Annotated in this window: 22 protein-coding genes and 2 pseudogenes; 10 read left to right on the top strand and 14 right to left on the bottom strand. The window is 38.5% G+C overall.

Features of this window, described 5'->3' with window-relative positions:
- Positions 1–29: 29 nt before the first annotated feature.
- From F6K23_RS31095 to F6K23_RS31080, 4 genes are all read left to right on the top strand, one after another.
- Entirely contained in the window at positions 30–416 is a 387-nt protein-coding gene (locus F6K23_RS31095) for a zinc ribbon domain-containing protein (protein ID WP_367267870.1), read from the top strand.
- Positions 417–817: 401 nt separating this feature from the next.
- Positions 818–973: a hypothetical protein gene (locus tag F6K23_RS31090; protein ID WP_293163196.1), complete on the top strand. Its 156-nt coding sequence runs from the start codon at positions 818–820 to the stop codon at positions 971–973.
- A 56-nt stretch (positions 974–1,029) separates the two neighbouring features.
- Entirely contained in the window at positions 1,030–1,575 is a 546-nt protein-coding gene (locus F6K23_RS31085) for a transposase family protein (RefSeq protein ID WP_293163193.1), read from the top strand.
- Positions 1,493–1,723: a transposase family protein gene (locus tag F6K23_RS31080; protein WP_293163190.1), complete on the top strand. Its 231-nt coding sequence runs from the start codon at positions 1,493–1,495 to the stop codon at positions 1,721–1,723. Before F6K23_RS31085 ends, F6K23_RS31080 begins: the two co-directional genes overlap by 83 nt.
- A gap of 441 nt (positions 1,724–2,164) precedes the next feature.
- On the opposite strand, the gene F6K23_RS31075 is transcribed toward F6K23_RS31080, so the two are convergent.
- From F6K23_RS31075 to F6K23_RS31060, 4 genes are all read right to left on the bottom strand, one after another.
- Positions 2,165–5,260: a TIM-barrel domain-containing protein gene (locus F6K23_RS31075; protein ID WP_293163187.1), complete on the bottom strand. Its 3,096-nt coding sequence runs from the start codon at positions 5,258–5,260 to the stop codon at positions 2,165–2,167.
- Positions 5,261–5,280: 20 nt separating this feature from the next.
- The gene (locus tag F6K23_RS31070) at positions 5,281–5,919 is read right to left on the bottom strand and encodes a hypothetical protein (protein ID WP_293163185.1); all 639 of its coding nucleotides are present in this window, start codon (positions 5,917–5,919) and stop codon (positions 5,281–5,283) included.
- A gap of 58 nt (positions 5,920–5,977) precedes the next feature.
- Positions 5,978–6,304, bottom strand: a complete 327-nt coding sequence (locus F6K23_RS31065; RefSeq protein ID WP_293163183.1) for a hypothetical protein — start codon at positions 6,302–6,304, stop codon at positions 5,978–5,980.
- Between the two features lie 455 nt (positions 6,305–6,759).
- Complete coding sequence (locus tag F6K23_RS31060) at positions 6,760–8,718, bottom strand: CHRD domain-containing protein (RefSeq protein WP_293163182.1); 1,959 nt, start codon at positions 8,716–8,718, stop codon at positions 6,760–6,762.
- Positions 8,719–9,238: 520 nt separating this feature from the next.
- On the opposite strand from F6K23_RS31060, the gene F6K23_RS31055 reads away from it, so the two are divergent.
- Complete coding sequence (locus F6K23_RS31055; protein WP_293163181.1) at positions 9,239–10,642, top strand: (Fe-S)-binding protein; 1,404 nt, start codon at positions 9,239–9,241, stop codon at positions 10,640–10,642.
- A 504-nt stretch (positions 10,643–11,146) separates the two neighbouring features.
- On the opposite strand, the gene F6K23_RS31050 is transcribed toward F6K23_RS31055, so the two are convergent.
- From F6K23_RS31050 to F6K23_RS42285, 10 genes and pseudogenes are all read right to left on the bottom strand, one after another.
- Complete coding sequence (locus tag F6K23_RS31050) at positions 11,147–11,314, bottom strand: hypothetical protein (protein WP_293163180.1); 168 nt, start codon at positions 11,312–11,314, stop codon at positions 11,147–11,149.
- A gap of 11 nt (positions 11,315–11,325) precedes the next feature.
- Positions 11,326–11,796 (bottom strand): hypothetical protein, encoded by a 471-nt coding sequence (locus F6K23_RS31045; RefSeq protein ID WP_293163179.1) that lies wholly within the window; start codon positions 11,794–11,796, stop codon positions 11,326–11,328.
- A gap of 1,143 nt (positions 11,797–12,939) precedes the next feature.
- Positions 12,940–14,217: a serine protease gene (locus tag F6K23_RS31040; protein ID WP_293163178.1), complete on the bottom strand. Its 1,278-nt coding sequence runs from the start codon at positions 14,215–14,217 to the stop codon at positions 12,940–12,942.
- A gap of 71 nt (positions 14,218–14,288) precedes the next feature.
- The gene (locus F6K23_RS31035; RefSeq protein ID WP_293163177.1) at positions 14,289–15,758 is read right to left on the bottom strand and encodes a serine protease; all 1,470 of its coding nucleotides are present in this window, start codon (positions 15,756–15,758) and stop codon (positions 14,289–14,291) included.
- A gap of 56 nt (positions 15,759–15,814) precedes the next feature.
- Positions 15,815–16,663, bottom strand: coding sequence for a serine protease (locus F6K23_RS31030; RefSeq protein ID WP_124144554.1), 849 nt, complete (start codon positions 16,661–16,663; stop codon positions 15,815–15,817).
- Between the two features lie 61 nt (positions 16,664–16,724).
- Complete coding sequence (locus F6K23_RS31025; RefSeq protein ID WP_293163176.1) at positions 16,725–17,522, bottom strand: COP23 domain-containing protein; 798 nt, start codon at positions 17,520–17,522, stop codon at positions 16,725–16,727.
- 257 nt (positions 17,523–17,779) lie between these two features.
- Positions 17,780–17,980 (bottom strand): annotated as a pseudogene (locus tag F6K23_RS31020) (hypothetical protein); the annotation flags it as partial.
- 348 nt (positions 17,981–18,328) lie between these two features.
- The gene (locus F6K23_RS42290) at positions 18,329–18,619 is read right to left on the bottom strand and encodes a zinc ribbon domain-containing protein (RefSeq protein WP_367267869.1); all 291 of its coding nucleotides are present in this window, start codon (positions 18,617–18,619) and stop codon (positions 18,329–18,331) included.
- Positions 18,507–19,538, bottom strand: coding sequence for an RNA-guided endonuclease InsQ/TnpB family protein (locus tag F6K23_RS31015; RefSeq protein ID WP_367267868.1), 1,032 nt, complete (start codon positions 19,536–19,538; stop codon positions 18,507–18,509). The genes F6K23_RS42290 and F6K23_RS31015 overlap by 113 nt, the downstream gene beginning before the upstream one ends.
- A gap of 28 nt (positions 19,539–19,566) precedes the next feature.
- A pseudogene (locus F6K23_RS42285) lies at positions 19,567–19,641 on the bottom strand (helix-turn-helix domain-containing protein); the annotation flags it as partial.
- A gap of 632 nt (positions 19,642–20,273) precedes the next feature.
- Here F6K23_RS42285 and F6K23_RS31005 point away from each other — a divergent pair.
- The 5 genes from F6K23_RS31005 to F6K23_RS30985 all read left to right on the top strand — a co-directional run bounded on the left by F6K23_RS31005 (position 20,274) and on the right by F6K23_RS30985 (position 24,649).
- Entirely contained in the window at positions 20,274–20,405 is a 132-nt protein-coding gene (locus F6K23_RS31005) for a zinc ribbon domain-containing protein (RefSeq protein WP_367267871.1), read from the top strand.
- Between the two features lie 414 nt (positions 20,406–20,819).
- Positions 20,820–21,170 (top strand): hypothetical protein, encoded by a 351-nt coding sequence (locus tag F6K23_RS31000; RefSeq protein ID WP_293163175.1) that lies wholly within the window; start codon positions 20,820–20,822, stop codon positions 21,168–21,170.
- 150 nt (positions 21,171–21,320) lie between these two features.
- On the top strand, positions 21,321–22,838 hold the full coding sequence (locus F6K23_RS30995) for an AAA family ATPase (RefSeq protein ID WP_293163174.1): 1,518 nt from the start codon (positions 21,321–21,323) through the stop codon (positions 22,836–22,838).
- Between the two features lie 175 nt (positions 22,839–23,013).
- Positions 23,014–23,367: a DUF1257 domain-containing protein gene (locus F6K23_RS30990; protein WP_293163172.1), complete on the top strand. Its 354-nt coding sequence runs from the start codon at positions 23,014–23,016 to the stop codon at positions 23,365–23,367.
- 598 nt (positions 23,368–23,965) lie between these two features.
- Positions 23,966–24,649 carry a Crp/Fnr family transcriptional regulator gene (locus F6K23_RS30985; RefSeq protein WP_293163199.1) on the top strand — a complete coding sequence of 228 codons (684 nt, stop codon included), beginning with the start codon at positions 23,966–23,968 and terminating at the stop codon, positions 24,647–24,649.
- The last annotated feature ends 609 nt before the right edge of the window (positions 24,650–25,258 follow it).

The raw sequence follows: 25,258 nt of genomic DNA, 5'->3' as shown, positions 1-25,258 counted from the left end.
ATTGAAGATATGCTTGTGGTGACGTACTAATGACAATAGCTGTTTTACTGAGGAGCGCAGTGATGGGAAACTATCATGCTGCGTTCTGGAGAGCAGTGGAGGGGGCGACCTCTTCACTGACTTTAATCTCAAATTGTGGCTTTAAAGGTGGTAAGCTAGACCTTCAGGTAAGAGAATGGGAGTGTCTCAACTGCGGTGCAAAACATGATAGAGACGAAAATGCAGCAATAAATATATTAGTCGCGGGCGGGCAGTCCGAGACATTAAACGGACGTGGAGGCAAGCGTAAGACTACTGCAAAAGTAGCAGCAGCCTGTGTTAGCGGAGCTTTGCGCCAGCAAAACGTCAACTCGCCGAGGAGCTACGGCTCAGTAGGAATACCCGCGCCTTTAGGCCGGGGAGGATGTCAAAAGTAGGTGCTGAAGACTTATCGCATGCTGCTGGTTCTGCACTAGCATTCGATACATTCATTGCCAATGCTACCGTCAAGGCTATTATGAGCAGACAAGCAACGATCAAGCAACGATTTTCAAAGCTTTTTTCATTACTTTCTTGATCCTTGTTTCTTTTTTTTGTCAAGCTTGTTCTATCCTTAAGACGAACTTACTCGGCTTTTTCTGACAACTTTCCTAATACAGCGGTTTTCATTTGGGTAGACCACAGTAGGGACGTTCCATGGAACGTCCCTACAATGTTTTGCTTGTGAAGATGTGGTTCATCAATTTGAAAAGCGCTGTAAGTTTTTCAGTACTTGAATAATAGACTTGTCGCTTAATAAGGTAAAGTAAGGGTTGGTATTTGAAGATGGGATGGGAAAATGCTGGACATCAATCGAGTGCTAAAAGAAGATCGACTGTTAAGGGCATTAACGGGACTAAATCGTAAGGCATTTAATGAATTGTTGGAAGCTTTTTCTGTCCAGCTTGACTTGGAAGCGATCGCTAGTACTCAAAAGCCACGACTCCGAGCCTGAGGGGGAGGTAGAAAAGCCAGATTGCTGGAAGCTTCATAAAATCGCTATTTTTTATTTTGTTCTACTTCAAATGCTATCCCACCTTTGATGTGGCTGGAGTATTGTTTGACTTGCACCGCAGTCGAGCACACCGTTGGATGTTAAGACTACAACCAATATTGGAAAAGTCATTGGGAAAAAAAATGGCCTTGCCAGAACGTAAGTTGGAAAGCATCGGAGAATTTATGACCAGATTTCCATCTGCCAAAGAAGTAATGATTGATGGTACAGAACGCCCAATTCAACGTCCCAAAGAGCAGCAGAAGCAAAAAAATCATTACTCAGGTAAAAAAAAGCGTCATACTCGTAAACATTTAATAATGACAGACGAGAATAAAAGAGTTTTAGTGCTTTCCAAAGCACGAGAGGGTAAGGTGCATGACAAACGGCAACTAGATGAAGAAAAACTGGTAGAATTTGTACCAGATGAAGTAACAATTCATGTAGATTCAGGCAATCGCGGGATTACAGAAAGAATTTGTGAACATCAAAATACCGACGAAAAAGCCAAGAAAGAAAGAATTAACATACAAAGAGAAACAATCAAACACAGAAAAAAGTAGAGTTCGTGTCAAGTGCGAACACACGATATCAGGTGTCAAGAGATACAATGCAACAACAGCAATCTATAGAAATCGGATTAAAGATTTAGACGATCGCTTCATGTTAACTGCTGTAGGACTCTGGAATTTCTACTTGATGGTAGCATAGGTTGGTGGGTACAGCCGAAAATTTGACAATATTATTTTCCTACTTTTAAGATTTTATTTAGCGACAAGTCTAATATATCCCACTTTTGTCAAAGACAATAAGTATTAACACTCGCCCGTTAAATCAAAGATTATAACGGGAGATTCTTGTTTGAGATCCCGAAAATATCAGGAAGGGGAAAATATCAGGAACGGGCAAGATGCTCATTTCACAAAACTATTAAAATCATCCTGCATTTTTGGAGCTTTGCTCAAATCCTCGTTACAAAAATAACTTCTGACTTCTGACTTCTGACTTCTAAATTCGTTAAATCATGTCCGGTTGAATAGTTATAATTCAAGCTTGTAGTAGGACTTTAGCTCTAAGAATAGATATTGCTCAAACCCTACTACAAACTATCACTGATTATCCGGACATCATATTCATTGATGTAACTCGATCTTAAACATACTCTACCTGGATCGAAATATAAGGAGAATAATCAAACACCTTAATGAAACTGATGTTGATATGATCGTTATAATACCAAGCATTGCTGGTAGCATTTTGCAGATGCTGACTGCGTTCTTCTGGAGTAGCACCTTTGATCGCTTGTAAGTATTGATCTTGGAGAATCACACCCCTCAAAGGACCAGTAGCACCCCGCTGCTCGCTTGGATCATGCAATATGGCCACGAAGAAATACTTCTCGAAAGGCGGCGTATACCCGTCGTGGACGCGCTCCACTTTAATTTCCCGCATCTTTTCGCTAGTATAGCTGTGGGTAATCTTGGTCTCGCGATATTCGTCGTTGGCGTTTGGATCGTCCACATCTGCTTTGGGAGCAGAAGAACGGCTCACCCCGTCGTCCAAATACATACTGTATTCCCCTTGCTCCCCTGGATAGACATTCAGGGTAATAGGATTGGGCTTACCTTCTGCATTCAACTGTCCCACATATTGTTCCACTTCGATAGTCGGAATAATTGCCCCTGCACGGACGTAGATTGGAACAATAAAGTGAATGTGATCGCCATTGACATTGATGTTGGCATCAAAATCCCGTATCGTTGTGCCTCCTTCTGTCGCAGCACCAAGAGGCATAACGTTATCCACAAAGCAATACCAGTTGCTACCTTTGGGCAAATAGACATCCCGCCGACCATTGTTGTTGTCTTCATATTGAGGGCGCAACACTGGAGCAATCAGCAGATCCTTGCGGACAAAGAATTCGTTGTTTAGGAATTCGTCTTTATCATTGTAGAGGGATTCATCTTGAGGATCGTTGAGGAATAAAGGACGACAGATGGGCATTCCATTCAGAGTGTTCTCAAACAAGGCATCATAGAACAACTGCATCAGTCGGTAGCGCAATGTAATGTAATGCCGACAAATATCGGGAACCATGCGATACAAATCTTGGGGTTCTGGGATATTACCGCCCTTATAGTTATTAAACCACTCTACATATTGGAAGGGTTCTTGGAACTCTTTGCGCCCTTTACGAACGTAGTGATTACGGAACCAGGGTAAGAAAGCCCCTGCACCAGTCCAGCGGATCAGCAATTCTGGATTCGCCCACTTGCCGCTATCATAAGCTGCCTCTTCAAAGCCACCGATATCTTGACCTGTGACTGCCAAGGCGTGCATACCTAGAGACAGGACTTGGGAAATATTCATCTGGAGGAAATCCCAGTCGGAAGAGTTATCCCCAGTCCACAACCCTGCATATCGGTGAGAACCAACATAGCTACCACGTCCAATGATAAAGTTGCGCGTGTTCTCCCGTCCGGGTAGTTTATTGAGTCCTTCGTAGGTGGCTTTGTGCAAATTGTAGGAGTACAAGTTCCAGACTTTGAGAGATGGCTTCAACTCCACTGTTCCTTCAAAGTCGCTGTTCACCAGCAGTTTGAATGGTAAGCCCTTCATATCCCCACGGTTTTGACGGATCGCCGGAGTGGTCATATCCTGCCAGACAAATTCTAGTCCCTGATCGAACAGATATGTATATTGCTTACCCCACCATTCACGGACTTCTGAACGGGCAAAATCTGAGTAGTGACCTGGGCTTCCCATAGGTTGGCCATTGGCATCTGGTCCGTAGTACACTTCACCGATGTAAGGTTGGCCACTGTTGTAACTGTCACCTTCAACCCAGCCATTATTGGGACAGCCTACCGTACCGGGACCATAGAGACCCCACAGTTGGTAGTATTTGCTGTCTGGATTGTCCGCATCGTACCGCTGGTCTGTGATAAAGTAGCCCTTCTCTAATCCCTCTTTATAGGTTGAGTAGTAACCAGGGTTGTTTTTATCTTGGCTGCTGATCACGGGGGTGATGTTGGTGCTGCACTTGACACCTTGTGAACGCAACCAACTGAACATCTCCTTATGACTGCCGAAGGTTTGCTCGTAGGGCGCGTTCTTATTCGTTTGGTAATCTGGCTTGATGGTGAAAGTCCGGTAGTTTTCTTGGATATCCACATCCACCGCCAGACCATCAAGGGGAATTTGATACTGCCGATATTTTTCCACAGCCCACTTGAGGTCGGCGGCACATTCGTACCCATAGCAACCTTGGTGATATCCCAGGGCATAACGCGGTTTCAACTCGGCGCGGCCAACAATTGCGGTAAAGCTATCCAAGATGTTCTTCGGGTCTTCTCCCAAGAGCAGATAGTAGTCCATGTCCCCAAAGCGGGTGCCTAACATATAGCGACCGGAGTTACTATAGCCAATATCAATGAAGACTTGAGAGGGGTTGTCCAGGAGAACAGCATTGACGTTCTTGCTGCCGGGAATGCCATTGAACTCGTAAAAGAACGGCTCCGAGTGGTAAAGAGGCTCGCGGTTATCTAAAGGTCCGCGATTGTAGACCTGTCGATACCGCATATTATCGAAGTTGAAATAATTCAACTGGTCGCTATTTTTGCTGAGTTTGGTTCCTCCCTGTTCCCCAAACCCAATATATTTGCCATTAGAAGGCTTCTTCACCGCTTGGATGATGGCATAATCTTCTGGGTTATTGGGGTCTATTGAATGGGGAGTGTAGTAAATTGGTGTGTCTGCGGTTTGCCAGACTGGAATTTCTGCATATTCCGAATTGGATGGGGAGTTGTTGAAGACATTGATTCCAAAGGGAGCCAAGGTGACAACTACTTTCATCACGATCTGGTTATATTGAGACTTCGTTGTCAAGACGATCTGGCCGTTGTCTTCTTTATAATCTAGATCGAAGATATATTGTTGCCTGGTTTCCTCGTCCGCCTCATCGAAGTTGCGGTGTTTCAGCAAGTGACTGAAACTGCTGTATTGGGCCTCTGTTGATTTGGTTGGGTTAAAGCGCACCCGCAATGTATCGTTCTGAATTACCTCGATCAACATCAGGCAATCGCTGCCATTGGCCTTCTTGAATTTCAGGCTCAAAGTCTTTTTATCCCCATTGAAGGAATGACTTTCTACCGATCCCAGTTGCTCCCATTCTTTGTAGCGGTCAAAATATTCTTCTACCTTGAGAAATTTGTATACGCGATCGCTGGGAAAAATTTCGTTGGACATAATTTGACTATTCTCCTTGGTTAGAATTCTTTTTTTGGGTGATATTCTATAGCCATCCAGATACAGTCTGTATCTGAGTAATACTGGTGCCACGGATAGGTATATTGCTGGTTTTCGTGGACTTCACAGAAGGGTACTATCTGAGTGTATCCCTCAGTCATAATCAAATCTTCATAGAGACTATCAAACTTTTTGACTTTGAACTTCTGCATTCGTCCTTGTCCAAAGACTTGAGTATGAATCTCCAAAAAGTCATGTTGATTGTGGATAGCACAATCAGTATGAGAAGGAGCATACCATAGGTTGACCTTGACAGCAAATTTTTCTTGCTGACTTGGCTTTGTTGATTGCCTTGCCATAAAATATGGATCGACCTCTATGATACCCGCTTCATCTTGGGGAGACTTCCAAAGGGTTACATCTTTAGGAAAGTCGGAACCAGGGAAATTGCCTAATAGATCCCATCCAGATTCAAAAACAATCTTACCAATGTTTTTAGTTTCTACAACCTCAAGCAAAAGTAGAGATTTTGCTTCTTTAATGACTGTATCACTAAGGATAGTTGATGAGAAAGCTGGAATAATACTTAAATTAGTTTCGTTCAGATATGCATCTGACTCTTGAGTGTTGACGACAATAGTACGGTTTTGACACTCCACGGACTAAAGTCGCGTGGATTCTTCAGAGGAGCTGTAAATCGGGTTAAAATCAGGATTTTCACATTGCTCGAAACAACCACATTGCCAGTACCGTACCGTAGTACGTATACAGCAGCAGTCCACGCTTACGGTGCCAATTGCCACTACTCTCTCCGACCAAAAGGCCACTGAGTCTACTTTTTAAGTTATTAATTAATAATAACACATTTTTTTGACTACGCTTTATTGCCCGTCGAGTCGTTTCCATCCACCGCTTAAAAGACGGTGGTTTCCCACTTACCGAATTTTTATGATGAATGTGATAGTTTTCAACATTTTCCACATACTTTGCGTCTATGTATCCACCAGAAAAAAAGTTAAGATGTTTGATTTTGTTAGCTGTCATCAATTTTTAACTAATTTTTTTGGGGACGGATCTTTGTCACATTGAATTAAATCTAACAAACTCATCCTACTCACCGATCTATCCAAGTGTCAAGAGAATTTTGTTGATTTTAAGAAACAATACAATCTAGATAATTTGTATTTTTTAATACAGTTTTTTTGATCAAAAAAAGAGGAAATAATATAAAATAAATATAAATAAAATATAAAATAAATATAAAATTTGATAGCTTGATATCATCTCCGTTTAATTAGCCATCGAAAAAGTTTCTCCTCCTAATACTTTCTTTCTCCCTGCTGATCTCATGTCCGGTTGAATAGTTATAATTACAGCTCGTAGTATTGCTCTAGCCTAATATAGGTATCTCACTGGCTCAAGCAATTCTAAAAACAAAAACTTTTTTGGTCACTAATTATCCGAACATGATATAATGCACCACCACCGTAATATCAATTCTATCTAACTTGAAAATCATTAGCTACTAACTCTGGACTGCCGTCTAATGTGGCAAATTGAGCGCCACTACCAAACCCATCTTCAGTACCGTTGGCATTATAATACAATGCTCCACTAGCGGAGTTGTAAACAATTTCAGCTTCAGCAGTTGCAGCATCAACTTCACTAGAAACAATGGCAAAATCATCTGTAGATAAACCAATACCAGGGGAACTATCTAGAGCAGTAAAGGTTCCCAAGCCAAGCAAAATTCTATCTTGCCCACTATTAAAATCATTAATTTGGTCTATACCTATGTCTTGAGAATCAAACTCATCGTTAGTGTTAAAGATAAATCGGTCTATGCTAGCTCCACCGTTTAACTCATCGTTTCCAGGGCCACCATTCAGGCGATCGCGACCTTGCCCACCATTGAGAGTATCATCACCATCTCCACCAAGCAATATATCGAACCCAGGGCGACCTACTAAAAGATCATTACCATCCTGGCCTAATAGAGTATCGTTTCCATTAGCACCAATTAGATAATCCCTACCATCACCACCAATGATGCGATCGTCACCTGCGAGTCCATTTAATCGATCGTCTCCAGCAAAACCTCTTACTATATCGTTAGCAAAACCTGCATCAATATTGTTATCCCGGTTGTCTCCATTAAAAACCACATCCTCTTGAGGAATTACAGTATCCAAATCTTCTAATATCACCTGTCCGCGCAACTCACCACTGGGATTATTTACTGTGTGCAGATTAAGATAAACTTCTCCTGACTCTACTGCTGCAACTTCAGTTTCATCCAGAGTAAAACTACCAGAGAAGAAACCTTCACCAACACCATCAGTTTCAACTACAGTCAAGTTGCGTAAAATATCACCATTCTCGCCAAGTCCACCCAAATGAAGGTGAACTGAACTTTGAGGGTTTCCCTCTGAGTCCTCGGAGGGTCCGACATTCAACAAATCACTTGATACAACGGAAAAACCACCGGATATATTGAGAGTATTGCCAGAGAGAGCCGCATAAAAAGATCCTGAACCGTCGCTAGGCGCGACTGGATCGACTTGTTGAACAGTTGATATCGGTAAAAATGTTACTAGCTCGTCTCCTGTTGGATCTGTTTCGTTGAGCAGAACCTGAGTGCGTAATTCTCCACTCTGATTATTGTCTGTATGGAGGTTGATGTACAAATTCCCTGACTCAGCAGCGACTACTTCATCGGAACTTAAAGTAAAATTACCAAAAAATCCACCTGACCCATCACCATTATCAATTACATCGAAGTTACGAATAATTCCACCATTAGAATTAGCTAATCCCTGATGCAGATGAATGGCGCTCTGAGGATTTCCTTGTGAGTCTGCATTGCCAACTGGAAATAAATCGCTTGATAAGTCTGAAAAAGTTCCTTGTATTAATAAGTTATCACCAATCAAAATGGCATCTACTATTCCTTCTGCGGGGGTATCTGCTACTGGTGGTACCTCAAAAGCTTCTGACATGGGCAACCCTAGACTTACTGCTACTTCTAGATCGTCTAAAAAAATGACCTGTCCCCGTAGCTCTCCACTTTGATTATTATCTGTGTGTAGATTTATATAAAACTCGTCTGCTGCTGCTGCTTCTGTTTCTGCATCTGTGAGAGTAAAAGCACCATTAAATATACCCGTAGTATCATCAAACTCTGATACCGTTAAGTTGCGGACAATATCCCCATTCTGACCTGCTTCAGCCTCATGAACATGAATTGCGCTTTGAGGATTTCCCTCTGAGTCTACTGCTCCTACAGGAAATAAAGGGCTTGATAGTCCGCCATAGCGTCCCTCTATTAGTAATGTATTCCCTGGTAAAAAAGCATTGAAACTTCCTAAAGCTGGACCATCTGCTATTGGGGGGACTTCTTGTAGTTCTGACATTGGCAAAGAAAGCCCCAAGAAGTTTTCAAATAAATAAGTAGTCATTATTAATCTCTGTAATTTTTCAGTATGGTTAATACTAAACTATGATAGTTATATTTATTTTAAATATAAAATTTTTTTGGTATATATTTCTTACTTTTTGCAAACAAATATGACAGCTTGTCTTATTTTGATATTTATATTCATAAATTAGATTATTTATAGGTAAATTCTCTACAACAAGTTTGTTTTATTAAATATTATTAAATGCTATAATAAAAAATTACAGGTGAGATAGTAATTGCTCTCTACTATGTAAGCATTCAGCTGTCAGCCATCAGCCATCAGCTATTGTTTTTGGTTTTAGATAAAGCTTATTAATTAACGCCAAATTAGAACTTACTAAACTCATCTGAGTCTTATTGCTGTTTGCGTAGCATCCGGCAGGGAAGCGCTGACTTCTAATAGCTGTTTGCGCAGCAGTCCGTAGGAAATGCTTACCTACTATTGATCGATTGACAAAAAGACTGATGTATAGCACGATCAATTAAAGTTAGTATAAACAAATATTTAAACATAAGATATGCAGATAAAAGACATAAACACCGAAAATGATCGAGCAATTCCTGCAAAAGAAAGCAACTTTTTACAGCAAAATCCACATCTAAAATCTTTAACAGATAACCCTAGTTTTGACTCTCAAAAACCACCATCACCTGAATTAATTGATGCTTGTGTTCATTGTGGGTTTTGTTTGTCAACTTGTCCGAGTTATAGGGTAATTGGTAAAGAAATGGATTCTCCCAGGGGCAGAATTTATGCTATGGATGCTATTAACAAAGGAGAAGCACCGCTCAATGAAACTACCTCCCAACATTTTGATACTTGCTTAGGTTGTCTTGCCTGTGTAACTACTTGCCCCTCTAATGTTAAATATGACAAATTAATTGCTGCAACTCGTCCGCAAGTAGAACGAAATATTAAACGTTCTTTACCTGACAAATTAATTCGTAATCTCATCTTTAATATTTTCCCATATCCTCAGAGGTTACGACCATTACTCATCCCTCTATTAGCGTATCAAAAATTAGGATTCCAGAAATTTATTCGTGCTACTGAACTACTGAAAAAAATATCCCCCAGATTAGGAGCAATGGAATCTATTTTACCAGAAATTACTGCTGCTTCTTTTCGGGATAATTATCCTACTATTATTCCTGCTCAAGGAGAAAAACGTTATCGAGTTGGTTTGATTTTAGGTTGTGTACAAAGAATATTTTTCTCACCAGTTAATCAGGCAACAATTCGAGTTTTAACTGCTAATGGTTGCGAAGTTGTGATTCCTAAAAGTCAAGGTTGTTGTGCTGCTTTGCCAGAACATCAAGGGCAAACAAAACAAGCTCATACTTTGGCAAAACAAATGATAGATAGTTTTGCTAATACTGGTGTTGATGCTGTTATTATTAATGCTGCTGGTTGTGGTCATACTCTGAAAGAATACGGCAATATTCTCCAAGATGATGCTGAATATTCTGACAAAGCAAAAGAGTTTTCTAGTAATGTTAAAGATGTGCAAGAATTTTTAGCAAATGTGGGATTAACAGTCAAACTTTCTCCTTTAACTGAAGAGGAAGAATTGACCATAGTTTATCAAGATGCTTGCCATTTATTACATGGTCAAAAAATTAGTTTGCAACCCAGACAACTATTACAAAAAATTCCCGGAGTGAAGTTGCGCGAACCAATAGATGCTTCTTTGTGTTGTGGTAGTGCTGGTGTTTATAATATGTTGCAACCGGAAATAGCTGATGAGTTGGGACAACAAAAAGTAGAAAATTTATTGAATACAGGTGCAGAACTAATTGCCTCTGCTAATCCTGGATGTTCTTTGCAGATTAAAAAGCATTTAGAATTGCAAGGAAAGAAAATGATTTTAATGCATCCAATAGAGTTATTAGATTATTCAATTCGAGGAGTTAAGCTATAGAAAAAGTAGTAGATGCTTCCCATTGATAAGTAATAGATGCTTCCCATTGATAAGTTATAGCAATGCGTGCTTGCATATTTACCGAAAAATTGTGGGTATGCGCCTCCCCTTGGATAGGGGATAATAAGCGGTCGTTTGCGCAGCATGACCTAGGATGGGATGGCGAGGTCTCCTCGCCATATCCAATCGACTCCTGTGAAGAAAAATTTTCATGAATTTGTCAATCCTCTTCAATTTCTTTTCAAGGAGAGGTAATTATTCATTATTCATTATTCATTATTAATTATTAATTGTTGAAACATTGTTTGTTGTACACCTTTTCTAGATGCACTTATAGCTCTTAGTTGTAAATACCTGAGTGCGCAGCGCTATAATTTAAAATATGGAGAGCGGTCGCTCTGTTTTTTTTCACACAAATATTAACGACATGACTGCCCATTGCAAAGCAAAGCAAAGCAAAATTGTAGTAGCTTCAAGAATATTTATTGATACAAATGATGATATTCAGCTTTCTACTTTAAAAGTTCTTGCACCAGACTGGCGATCGTTTAAATGTACGGCGTTGCATAATTGCGGGATGATAATCACATTTGCACCCATCTGAAAATGTTGATAGGTTAAAACAAATTTTTTGACACATATCAAAATCATTCCATGATGATTTAACGCCAAATTTACAAATATTAACTTATCTGTACAAGCAAAATCAGCATCAGCATTATGCAATTGAATAGCAAAAAGCTATAAACAAAAAAGTCTATATTAATTCCAAAATAAAATCGATCATTTGCACTAAATGTTTCCGTGACAAAAGAATAAGTTAATACCTTTTGATTATTGTTAACGAATAAATTGGTAATAGAATAATTATTAGTATTACTTAGCTCAGAAGCAAATCCGAATTCTCCTGGGGAGAAAAATCTGTTATTCAAATCAAAGGAAACATTTGGATTTGGTGACAGGTCTAGAGTTAGCTCTGTAATATTTGTTTCATCAGGATATTCATCAAGGTTAGCCTCAAAAGAATTATTTTGGCCGAAGAAAGAATTAGTTCCAACAATTTTCTGAACTATAGCAGCTTCTACTATTCCTGCTGATAAGGCAATAATGACCGTTCCAACCGTAGTTAAAAATAGTTTTTTTGCAGTTATCATTCAAGTTTTCTCTTATTTATATTTTATATTTAAGGGTTTGATAAATTACTTAACACACCTAATGTATTAAGAATTGCAAATCTATCAAAGATTTGTCTAGGGGGTTGATGTCATCTTTACAAAATCTTGATAATTTAAAACTGAATAAATACTGTTATAAACGGTTGTATAGATTTTGTAGCAAGACTTACAACAAATTGCTGATGATTTCTGATATATGAAGAATTTGTAAAGTATTACAGCACTTTTTAGGATAGTGAGGTACGGTTGATTAATTCTCTGTTGCCTTCCGCAGCTGTGGCCTAAAGTCCTAAATTTTGTACCTCACTAACTCCGAAACTGCTGTAATATAGCAGGGAGCAAGCAACAAGCAACAGGCAACAGTGGGAAAAACATTGCCTAGTGTCAAATTCATCATTAGTCTATGTCCTAACCAACTAGTTCCTTGCTATAGTAGATAAAAAGAAAAAACTCGTAATCAATAGTTGAAAAAGAGATTTGTGACTATGGAAGGTCTCTAAATTGTGGTTAATTAATGTGACTTAATGTTATAAACTCAAGCTATCTCAATCAATAGTTATTTCTATACTAGAGTTGTTGGGAATTAAGCTAAAAAAATGGCTAAAACCTTTATTAGTCAACGTTTATAGTGTTTTTTTAACCCTCCAATCCTGAAAATCTTATATAGTAAGCTTTTGAGGCTTTTGAATTTTTATTTCCCAACAACTCTACTACATATATATACCATGTCCAGATGATTAAGTATAATAAAAATGTTCTCCTCTAAATGTTGAAGAAATATCTGGCATTTCCGGCAGTTCCAGTTGTTATCTCTTGAATTTACCGAAAAATTGGGTTTAAAGCCTCGCCCTTGTAGGGCGACTTTTTATTTTATGGGCAAGTGAATTGAATATGTGGTACAGTGCTATTAGTTGCCGGGGGGCACTCGGAAACTCTAAACGGATGTGGAGGGAAGCGTTAGACTACCGCCAAGGAAGCAGCACCCTGTGAAGCGTCAACCCGCCGAGGAGCTACGGCTCAGTAGGAATCCCCGTGCCTTTAGGCCGGGGAGGATGTCAAACCTACTACCTAACACCTAAGAATTTGATTATCACACTATTTATTAAGCAGAGATGATATTACTCAATCTAACAATATACTCTCAGGACCACCAGAAGGTTCATCCCTAATCATATTCTCCAACTCAAACGTATACAGTTTATAAATATCATCAACAACATCATTAGGGTCATTAAACAGATCCTCACTCGCGTCAAATTCTACTTGACCACTACTACTAGCAACTTCTAGATTTTGAATGTATGTGATACCAGCTTTTATAACTTCAGGTCTAGGTAACTCTCGTCTGAAAGTCAAATCAAAATCAAACTCTTTGAGCAAACTCTCAAAATAATTAACATTTTGCCCACTGCTATAACGCTTTTGCAACTTATTAAAATCAAGACTCTCACCACTCGAAACATTATCAGAATCAGAACTAGAATCAGATTCACCTCCTGCCTCAAGACTCCCGCCACATAAAGGTTTACTCTGACTACCTAACCCATGACTGCCAACGACACGACCATTACTATCAAACACAGGTCCCCCACTCATACCAGCAGCAGTTTCATCAGTATAAAAAATACTATAACCCAGATGCTCAGGAGCAGGGTTAATCTTTCCCCTAACTAAACCCCAAGCTAAACGGCGTTGTCTGCGAGCTACTCTGTTACGACATCTACCTGTCTGCGGGTCTTGCTCTCTTTCTGGGTCAGGCCAACCGGAAATATATACTCTATCGTTGATATTGACCTGTTTAGGGTCTCCTAAAGGAGCAACTGTATAATTGTTTGTGCTTTTAAAGGTGACGATCGCTAAATCTACACCTCTTATTTGATCTGTACCAATGCTGCGTTCAACTATATCTGTACCTGCAATAAAGCGATCGCGACAGCCAAATCTCACCAATACTGTTAATTTCGGATTGCCTTTTAGAGGACACCCTCGGTAGTCATTAACATCTTTAACAATATGAACTTTCCCATCATAAGTTCTAATTCCATAATAAGGAATACCTCCCAACTGCTGCCAATACTGTTTACTATCAAGGTGTCTTTGTATAAAATTATGAGCTACAGTTAAGACATAATATTTATTTCCTGTTTTAGCAATAATTACCCCTGAACCTGGATTCCAAATCCCTGATTTTTGTAATGGGTTATTACGATTTTCTTCTAAATCTTGTCGTAATTCAGGGGTTAGTGCAGGAGCAATTAATACAGTTGTTTGTCTAGCTATAGAATTAATTTCCTCTATTGAAAGTTCTGCCACAGCAGGAGTTGATGCTAGACAACTAAGGAAGATTCCACCGATAAAGATAGATAATTTTTGAGTTTTTTTTATGAAAAAATATAGCATTTGCCCTGCCTGCATCTATTACATAATTTTTTTCATTAAACCTACTTTATATTTTATGATGTTTCAATTACCTATAATAGATCTGGTTTTTTATCCCGAATACGAGTTTCTAGATCAAAATTAAAAATTTCATATATATTGTCTATCTTATCATTAGGGTCTTCAAACCACCCCTCTTTTGTTTGATTTGGATCGATCAATTCAGGTGTTTGGTTTGGAGTTATCAATTCAGGATTTTCTAGTATTGTTATATCTGAATTTCTCGACATAGAATTTTCGATTTGGCTACTTACACCAGGAATCTTAATTTGAGGAATTTTTGTTATTTCTGATTGAATTATCCTTTGTGAAGGAGCCTCTAATTTAAAAGATAAATTCATTTCTATCTCCTGAATCAACTTTCGAGAATAATTAACATTTTGGGCACTACTATACATTTTCTGTAAATCATAAATTGATTTTGAAGTATCATCCAAGTCTAATGTAGAATTATTTTGATTTTTATTTGAGCCATTCTCTAAGTTCTTTTGAGATTCAAATTCTGGATATCCTGGGAAATCACCTTGCCTCTTCTGCTCTTCATTTTTCAACCTAGTATTTTCAGACTCAAACACGTTAAAAGGGTCTGAATTATTTTCTGCCTCAAATTTATTTTTTGAAGTAGAATTATTATTAGATATTGGTTCATATATTTGTCCACAAATAGGTTTATTTGTCGAGCCTCGTCCGTGAATTCCAACTAGCTCTCCGCCACTATTAAACACAGGACCACCACTCATTCCTGGACGAGTATAATCTGTATAATATAAGCTATAACCATTATCCTTTTCAGTAACAGGAATAGAAGCTTTTAATGGTCCCCATGCTAGGTGTCTTTGCCTTTCAGGTGCAGGATCTTTACAAATTATTTTTCCTTCGGAATCTAATTGCATAGTTCCATCAAGTTTTAGCTTCGGTTCCGCTTCAATTTTCGGCCAACCAGAAATATAAACAATATCTTCTTCTTGTAATTTACTAGCATCTCCTAAGGTCGCAACAGGATAGTTTTTTTTACTTTCAAAACTAACTATTGCTAAATCATAACCATTTATTTCTTGATTGTTAAAACAACCAAATCTTACTAAAGCGGTTTCTACTTTTTTATTTTTTATTGCTTCTAAGAATCTATTAGTACATTCTCTACCATCGTTGATTTTTGTAACTTGATGAACTTTTTTGTCACTTGTTAGTATGCCATAATGTGCATCTTGACTTACTTGTTCCTGACTAAAGTTATGAGTTACTGTCAAAATATAGTATGTTTTATCTTGTTTAGCAATAATTACTCCTGAACCTACTGTCCATCTAGCTACAGGTTTTCTTTTTAATAAATCATCTTTTTCACGTTCACTTAACCTGGGGGCAATTAGAACAGTAGTTTGTTTAGATATGGAGTTAATTTCTTCTACTGTTAATTTTCTAGGAACTGCATCTACTCCCTTACCAATACTGAGAATAATTCCAGTCAGATAGGCAGTAAATATATGTCTTTTTTTTATCATATTTTTTCACACCTATTCCAAATTTTTGTGTCAAAAAAAATCTCAAATAACTAATTTTAATCACCCGATAAATCACTAATATTTGTCTTTACTATCTCTGCAAAATCATCCCGTTGATTCAACTTAGCAATAGGAATTGCCCAGCTAGCACTCAGGAATTCATCAAGTAGCTCTTCTGATGGTTGACTACCATCAGAAAATCGATAAGCATCAAAGCCACCAAAAGCATATTTTGCCCGACCAATAATCCCAACTAACTCACCATTTTGATTCAAAACTGGTCCCCCACTCATCCCAATTTCAATCTCATTACTCATGCCAATTTTATAACCTCTCTCCAAGGATAAATTAAGTAGATGAATAACCTTACCCTTAGTCAAATTGTATGGTTTAATTCCTAAATCTACAGTAGTAACTAAATTTACTGCCTTCCTTTCATAGTTAGGAAATCCAGCCACATAAACTTGTTCTCCTAAACTTAAGTTAAAATTAGCATTGACAACAGCAACTTTATACTCATTATTTGTGGAAAATTTAACTATTGCCAAATCCAGTTCTCTAAAATTAAATCTAGTATCTTTATGAGCAGTATATTCTTTTCCATCTACAGTTAAAACTGCGAATTTATTTTCTTGATTTGAATCAAGTACATGAGCGCAAGTTAGAACAAAATATTCGCTACCTTTCCGAGAAATAATCACTCCTGAGCCAGCAATATTTTTCCCTATCAATCTAACAGTCAGAGGTCTAGCGATCGCTTCCACAGTTGGATTATACTTAATAGTAGAAACAGAAACTGCCTGAATTTGCGGGAGATTAACTCTGAAGGAGTTTGATGCTACCTGAGAAAGGCAAAGTTCCCAAAAAGTAGGAATTATTGCCATTAAACTTATCAATTGTTTCATTTGAGTTAGTAGGAGTTTCTTTGTCCCTAAAATTTTTGTTTAACAATTCTCATTTCCAGCCTTAAAACTCCTGATTTTCCATTTTTTTTTGTTCTTCTATAACTTGAAAAATCAACTTTGCCATATCCACCTCCAGCATTTTTTCCTGATTTACTGATGATGCTTTCAACCCATCAATAACTGCTAATTTTTCTACCCATTCAAGGCCTTGATTTTCCACAACATCGCTACTTTCAATTATTAACGAAGCACTAGCATTACCTCTGAGAGAACTTACTAAATTCATCAGAATTTTACCGTTAGTAGCTCTATTATTATTTCTGAGAGTCCACAACAAATTACTAGAGTTACAACCTCCTGCTTTAGCAGCACAAACTACAGCCATACCATTAACAACTCCTTCACTTAAAGGAGGCATCTTTGGTTTCTCTCCCTGTATAAAATGCTGATTAAATCTATCTGTAACTGCCTGACAACGAACTTCCGGAGTATACTTGTCACCAAATTCTACGGAACCTCCCTTTGTCCATTGAATTAGAGGTCTTTTAGTCGCTTCCTTCCAGGATGTAACTATTTCACCCTGACGACTACGACGTGCTTGATATATGACTAGCGCAGTTTGATTTTCTGGTGTACAATCAAACTTATATTTGTATGCGTAACGGCGACTGTAACGTATATTTTTAGGGTTGACTGCAGGAGTGGGACTATTATCTGGTTTTTCATCAGATTTACTAAGTTGAGTAACTGTAGTATTTAAGTTTGTTAGTTGGGCAAAACTGGACTGTACTTTGATAACTAAGAGTTGAGCAGCGATCGCTACTGCACAGACCATAGGTAATATTTTTCGGTGTTCCATAATTAATATTTCCTAGCTTATAGTTGAGCAAAAACTTTAAGTTTGCTATTTTTTTCATCGTTCCTTTCTCTGTTCTATTATTCAGGACATTCCTATTCCTCATCAAATTTTTCGCTTTGTTCTTCAATTTAACTTCCCTGGGGGGAAGTCCCGCGCTCTCCCGCACCTTTAGCGTCGTATGGTCAAGCCAGGGCCAAGATTCGGATACCTTCATAAGCTAAACGTTCATATGCCCTTGACAAGCTAGGTACATTTTGTTATGGTAAGGTCCAACACAGGGAGAGGACATCACCTCTGTCTAAACAGCGGTCAGGGTTTCCCAGACTGAAGAATCCCGCGTTGTCCCGTAAGGGCAACGTCGGGAGTATGTCAATACTTGCATTTAGGTTTCTGTGTATAGATATGCCACAGTCAGGACAATCATAAGTTCTCAGATTTAATGGCATATCTTTGATTTTACCGCATCTACTCCCTCTGGTTCGGTAATTTTTTCCACAACTCTAATATATTCCCTCTACGGTCTCGTCGTGCTTGATAAATAGCTAAAACTGTTTGATTATTTGAGTTACATTCAAATCGGTATCTAATAGCACGAGGACTATAACCTGTAGTTTGACTATTAGGAGAGTGAGTAGAAATACTCGTTCGAGCCTTTTTAGGTTTATTTTCTGGAACTACTATGATATTAGGCTATGATATATATAGTGCCTATTTAAGCTTGTGCTGTTAATATTATTGCTAGTAATTGATAGGTTACTGACCTGCACAAGCTAGAGATAACAGGTATTGATCCATCAAAAAAAACCTCAAATATACCCCATTTGCGTGACATACTCCCACACTAACCTTGCGGTATAGTGTGGGCTTCTCGTTTCGCAGTCCCGGTACCCCGTCGGACAAGCGCGTGCTTTAAGGACGGAATGCCCTACCGCCCTATTTTTGATATTTATTGCTGCATTTCCTAGGTCATGCTCCGCAAACACATCACGATCGATCACAATACCGCAATGCGGACAAGAATGAGTTCGTATGTTTAATTTTTTGGGAACTTTTTTTCCACAGTTTGAGCAATTTTGGCTGGTATTTTTGGGGTTCACTGCTATAGTTTTCACCTCCAGCATTTGCCTCCTCCGGAGGAGCTGCGCTAACGGCTTTGACAGTTAAAATAGTTAGAAATTGTCCCCAGCCAGCATCATTAATTGATTTACTCAAACGAGTCTTTGCTAGCCCTTTAATGTTTAAATTTTCATGGGCGATAACTTCGGCTTTTGATAACAATTCATTAGCTGTTTTGAAATGAAAATCTTTACGTTTATCGGCTACCTTTTTGTGTTGTTTCGCTACAGATAGAAGAGCTTTTAACCATCTTTTACTACCTTTCTTTTTACGAGATAAACGTTTCTGTAGAGTCTTTAATCGCTGCTGAGATTTTCGATAGTATTGAGGTATGGGGACAGATTCTCCAACACTTGTTACTAAGAATTCCTTGAGTCCCATATCAATTCCCAGAGTGTTTTTTAATGTAGGTTCAACTTCAGTTGTTAAAGCTGGAACTGATTTGTCTTCTAGGGATAAAGTCACATAATAACCATCTGCTTTACGACTAATTGTCACTGTTTTAATTTGAAAACCTTCTGGCAACGGTCGATGTTTAATTAACTTTACCTTGCCTATTTTGGGCAAATTAATTTGATTTTCTTCTATGCAGTCAAGTTTGATTTGAGGATAAGTAAAACTGCGATAACGCCCTTTTCCTTTAAACCTTGGTTTTCCTAATTTATGTCCATTTTTGTCGGCCTTCAACCATCTATCAAAGGCAAGTTTTACTCGTTTTATGCAATCCTGCAGGACCTGAGAGTGAATTAGCTTGTATTCCGGAAATTTGTCTTTGGTATTGACTAAATCTTTTTTTTGAGAGTAATAATCTGGATGGTCTCTTAGTTGAGGAATTGGCATGCACCTTGGGGCAGGCGTTAACTGGGCAGCGATTTTCTGACCACCATGAGAATCTTTCACCTAACCGATAGTTGTACTGCCGACGCAACAATTCCAACCACAATTCTATGGTGGCTATTTGTTCTTTGTTGGGCCTTAATTTATATTGGTAGGCAGTGCGCATGGTGGAAAATTTCCAGGGTTATTGCAATATCATAATACAAGTTTTTCAACTAGGGCGAAGATTTTTGCTGGGATAGCATGCAAATTGAATGGGCATCGAACCCATTAATCGGCCGCCGATTCATCTCACACTCCTCTTTAAAATTATGGTGTGAGGTTCAAGCGCGGTTTAGCTAAATTCTTCTGATATTAATTTTTGATCGAAAAGCCAGACTTAAAGTAGCAAAGATCCACGTCCAAATTCAAGATTCAAGGCTTGAGTATACACACAAGCTAACATACGTCACCAGTCCGACAGCTTCTCTACAACTAATTCAGAGAAAATCAAACTGTTGTGGTTGAGGATTTAGCAGTAAAGAATATGGTCAAGAATCATCACCCACCCCCATCCCCTCCCCAGGGTCAATTTATTGTCACCCTGAGAAAAAGGGAGTGGGGGAGTAGGGGAGCAAGAGGGGTGGGTAGTGATGCCAACTGGTCCGAGTTAGTTAGACAATTAGACTATAAGAGCTGATTTATCAAGTGAATATTAAGAGGCTAAATTCCTTGCAATACAAGGGTTTGGGGAATTTCACTAAAAACGGCTAAATCCCTGAGAGTTAGATTAAATAAGGGTTTTAGCTAAGTTTACAAATCAGCTCTAAAGCTGAATGGTATGGACGGAAATTAATCAAGATTGATCGATACTTTCCCAATTCTAAGCTTTGTTCTGATTGTGGGCACATAGTAGAAAAATTACCTCTATTTAACATCCAGTCCGCTTAACCATGAAAAATATTAAAAAATATAAATTATTTTTACTGTTTTGCAGAATGTATGTTAAAAATTCATCCAAATTCAGATAGCAAGGAAGGACTTGGTTAGGACACAGACTGATGATGAACCTTAGACAGGGAAATACTTTTCCCACTCTTGTCTGTTCCCTGTTCCCTGCTATATGCAATCTAATTTCGATTCTTGTTTAAATTATTTAGTCAAAAAAAGCAAAACATTTGATAGCCTCTATAAGGCTGTAAGTATTATGCAAAGCAGAGTATAGCTTTTTTTATCAGTAAATTACTTTGGATTAAATGTAAACATATGTTACAATATTAGAGTCAAAACGGTTTAACTGCTTGACATTCCCTAGAAGAATAGTTAATGTAATATACATACCCGGGTAAACAAGTTGACTGTCATATGCAAGACAAGCAAAAAGTTACGTTATACATCCAACCAGAACTGCATCGCAAGCTCAAAATCAGGGCAGCAGTTGACTCGGAACCAATGTCATCAATAGCAGAGAGAGCTATCCTTTTCTATCTGGAACACCCAGAAGTGGTCGATGAACTAAGTTCAATATATGGACAAACCCACCGGGTATACACTTGTCCAGAATGTACGAGTTCAGTTGTAATGCGAGAAGGAGAACTGGCCTCCCTGAAAAATCAGCCAAGTGTATTGGCAGACCAAAATATTCCAGTTAAAGAAACCCCGGAAACAGAAAAATCTAAAGCTCAACCGGGAGAGCAAGAGTTAGTTCCCTGCTGATGAATGTAGAAACGACTACATCTGATGACTATAGAGTAGTAGAAATGACAGTTAAACCTCTAAATAATTGCTCATCATACTGCTAAGGGTCGTAAGCATAACCTCAATTAAGCCGTAATCAATTGTACCGTTTCTATTGGATCGAGGACTATGAAAGAAGAAATTAACATTCTAATCCAAGCTCAATATCCCTTGATCTACCTCATAACATCTGAGGAAGAGCGGTCAGAAGAGGCAATTGCAGCTATAGCTCAACTTAAACCCCAGTCTCAGAAAAAAGTATTTGTTTGGACAGTAACTCACGGAATAGTAGAGTATGGTCAAAGCAAAAACACCACTCAGCATAATACAGTCTCACCAGAGGCAGCTATAGAGTGGGTAATCAGACAGCGAGATACTAGCAACAACGCTGGAATATATATATTCAAAGACTTACATCCATTTATTGACTCACCGCCAGTTACTAGGTGGTTAAGAGATGCGATCGCTAGTTTCAAGGGCACAAATAAGACAATTATATTGATGTCCCCAGTGCAGAATGTTCCGATAGAACTAGAAAAGGAGGTAGTTGTACTTGACTTTCCACTACCAAATATGAAGGAGTTAAATAGAGTCCTATCACAACATCTAGGGAAGCGTAACATTTCTACAGAGACAAGGGAAAAGCTCCTCAAAGCAGCTTTAGGTCTGACAAAAGACGAGGCTGAAAAGGTATATCGCAAAGCTCAAGTAACAGCAGGACGTCTAACTGAACAAGAAGTTGAGATTGTACTGTCTGAGAAAAAGCAGCTAATCAAGCGTAATGGCATATTAGAGTACATCGAAGAGGATGAAACTATTAATGCTGTAGGTGGGCTAGAAGAACTTAAACACTGGTTAAGACAACGTTCTGATGCTTTCACAGAGAGAGCTAGAGAATATGGCCTACCTCAGCCAAAAGGTATGTTAATCCTGGGAATACCTGGATGCGGGAAATCTTTGATAGCAAAGACTACATCTCGCCTGTGGGGTTTACCATTATTGCGCTTAGATATGGGACGGGTCTACGATGGTTCAATGGTAGGACGTTCTGAGGCTAATTTACGAAATGCTCTCAAAACAGCCGAGTCAATATCACCAGCTATACTATTTATAGATGAATTGGATAAAGCTTTTGCTGGTAGTACTGGTTCCGCAGACTCTGATGGAGGTACTTCCAGTAGAATATTCGGTTCATTCCTGACTTGGATGCAAGAAAAAACTTCCCCAGTATTTGTTATGGCAACTGCCAACCGAGTAGAACGTTTACCGGGAGAGTTTCTGCGTAAAGGTAGATTTGACGAAATTTTCTTTGTGGATTTACCAAATAAAGGGGAACGCCAAGATATCTTCAAGATTCACCTAGCAAAAAGACGTCGAGAAATTGAACGCTTCGATCTAGATCAATTATCTAATGTTTCCGAAGGCTTTTCAGGTGCAGAAATAGAGCAAGCTATCATCGCTGCTATGTATGAGGCATTTGCTCAAGATAGAGAATTTACACAGCTAGATATTATTGCCGCGATTAAATCTACACTACCGTTGTCGAAAACCATGACAGAGCAGGTAACTGCACTACGAGATTGGGCAAGACAACGTGCGCGGCCTGCTGCAGCTTCAGTCGCCGAGTATCAAAGACTGGAGTTCTAAAAGCTTTCTCCTGGTCCAAACAGGAGTAAAGGCTAGTAATATGGATAAAGTTACTAGCAGTGCCTAAAAAAAACCACTTTGACTCGATATCAACTTAACGATTCTGAGCAGTGGTAATATTTCATAAAAACCGTTGTTGTTTCTGTTTTCAGTTTAAAATTAGGAGGAAACTCGAATGTCTCACTTCAGCACACTGCGTACCAAGATCACTGACTCTGAAATCTTAAAAACTTCTCTGCGTGACTTGGGCATCACAGTTAAAACTAACGCTGATGTTCGTGGCTACAATGGCCAACGTGTACGTTCAGATATCGTTGCTGTTCTCGAAGGTGAATATGATTTAGGTTGGTCTGCCAACAGTGATGGTTCTTTTGACCTAATCGCTGACCTGTGGGGTGTTGCTAAAAAGCACAATCAAACAGAGTTGATCAACTCCATCAATCAGAAATATGCCGTTAACAAGACTTTAGCTGCTGTTAAGCAACGTGGTCTGCAAAACGCTAATGTCAAGTTGGTTGTGCAGAAGTAATCTATTTGCGCGTTCCCAAGTTTGCGGGTTAACCAAGATTCGGGTTAGCCCGTTTTTTTAGTGATTTTGGCAGAAGGAAGAAGGAAGAAGGAAGAAGGAAGAGGGAAGAGGGAAGAGGGAAGAAGGAAAAATATTGCTTTGTCTGAATTTTAAGCTTTTGACCTATCCTAATACCAATTACTATGCATTAATGCTTAACTTAGGTAGCACTTCAATTATTAAGTAATTAACACAAATATAATCACCTTTTTGATAATTAGCACCCTAGGAGCGCATTAATTATTATTATGTTTACTTCTCCCCCTATTCCCCTCCTGGGAGGGATTAGGGGTGGGTTCCCCACTCCCCTGCTCAAGATTCGGGTTGAAAAGTTTTTGAGAAATGATATAACCTTTCCTTCAATGGCTATATTAAATATTCAATTTAAATTAAGTTTGCAATAAGCAAAGAATAATGATAAGGTAGTATTCCTTTAATTTAATCAAACTTAGTTGAGATAATTAAGAATAAAAATATAATTTGGCTTAACTAAAAAACTCCAGTTATGATAGCTGTAGAGTTGAACAATATCAAGATACGACAAAGAGCAGTAATTTTCATGCAGACAGAAGCTTTCAGCGAGCTTTTTCCTCTGTTTAAGGGAGCAAACCCAGAAACCTTGGAATGGCTACTTTCAGTTGCAGTCAAACACGAATATCCCTCAAATAGAGTAGTCCTAATGGAGGATGCTTGGGGTAATGCAGTTTACTTCGTGGTATCCGGTTGGGTCAAAGTTAGACGCAGATTGTCCCCTGACAACTCAGTGGCACTTGCTATTCTAGGGAGAGGAGATTTTTTTGGAGAAATGGCTATTCTAGATGAGTCACCACGCTCAAATGATGTCGTTGCCTTATCGCCAGTACGTTTGATTAGTATTTCAGCTCAAAGATTTATTCAAACTCTCTTCAAAGACCCTCAGTTACATCATCGAATGCTTCAACTTATGGTCAAGCGTCTCAGGCAAACAAATATTCGTTATCAACTGCGTCATAGACCCCCTGCAGTTAAACTGGCTAATACATTAGTTGAATTAGTAGAAAATTACGGTCAGACTACAGAAAAAACCTGTGAAATATTTAATATTTCTGACCAAGATTTAGCTGATGTTACAGATATAACAATCGAAGAAGCTAGCAAAATTATGGCAAAACTACAGATTAAGGGGTGGATGAATAGAGATATAGAACATCAAGTAATTCACTTACTTAATCTCAAACATTTAATGCATTTAGCAAGTCAATAGACTAATGCCGCTACGCGGAAGTTAAAAGTCAAAAGTCAAAAGTCAAAGTATTGATTTGTAATTGTTTGAAGATTTTGTAACTGGTCAGTTATTTCCGCCATCCTGCACTAGATTAATAATAATGTTTGAAATATTCAAAATTCAATCAAAAGTTTTGTCTAAAAAATTAGATTAATTAATATGTGATGAAGTATAGCGTTTCTCAGACTAATGAGGTAAACCTATCTTTATTTATATTGTATTCCCTATTCCCTGTTCCCTAAAACAAACGAATGTTGTACTTTACCGAGAAATTGTGGTCTAAAGCCTCCCGTTTTAAGGGGATAAAAAAAGAGAATATTCCTGATGTCAAGCTTCCTTATTGCAGAAGTACTGATAACTGATAACTGAAATGACCAGTATGGGAATTGCTATAGCAATATGATTTTAGTTGTGAGATATTGGATATTTTTAGGCAACAGCTCCGGAAGGCAACAGGCAACAGAGAAGAAGAAAAAAACGAATATATATAAGTAAGATAACTGCTATATTCTATACTTTAAAGGAACATCTCAATTCTCACATCTGATTCCTGATTGCTATAAGAAAATATATAGGAATGTGCGCTGG

Source organism: Okeania sp. SIO2C9, assembly GCF_010672455.1.
Taxonomy (GTDB): domain Bacteria; phylum Cyanobacteriota; class Cyanobacteriia; order Cyanobacteriales; family Microcoleaceae; genus Okeania.
This window is presented reverse-complemented; position numbering and strand designations above follow the sequence as displayed.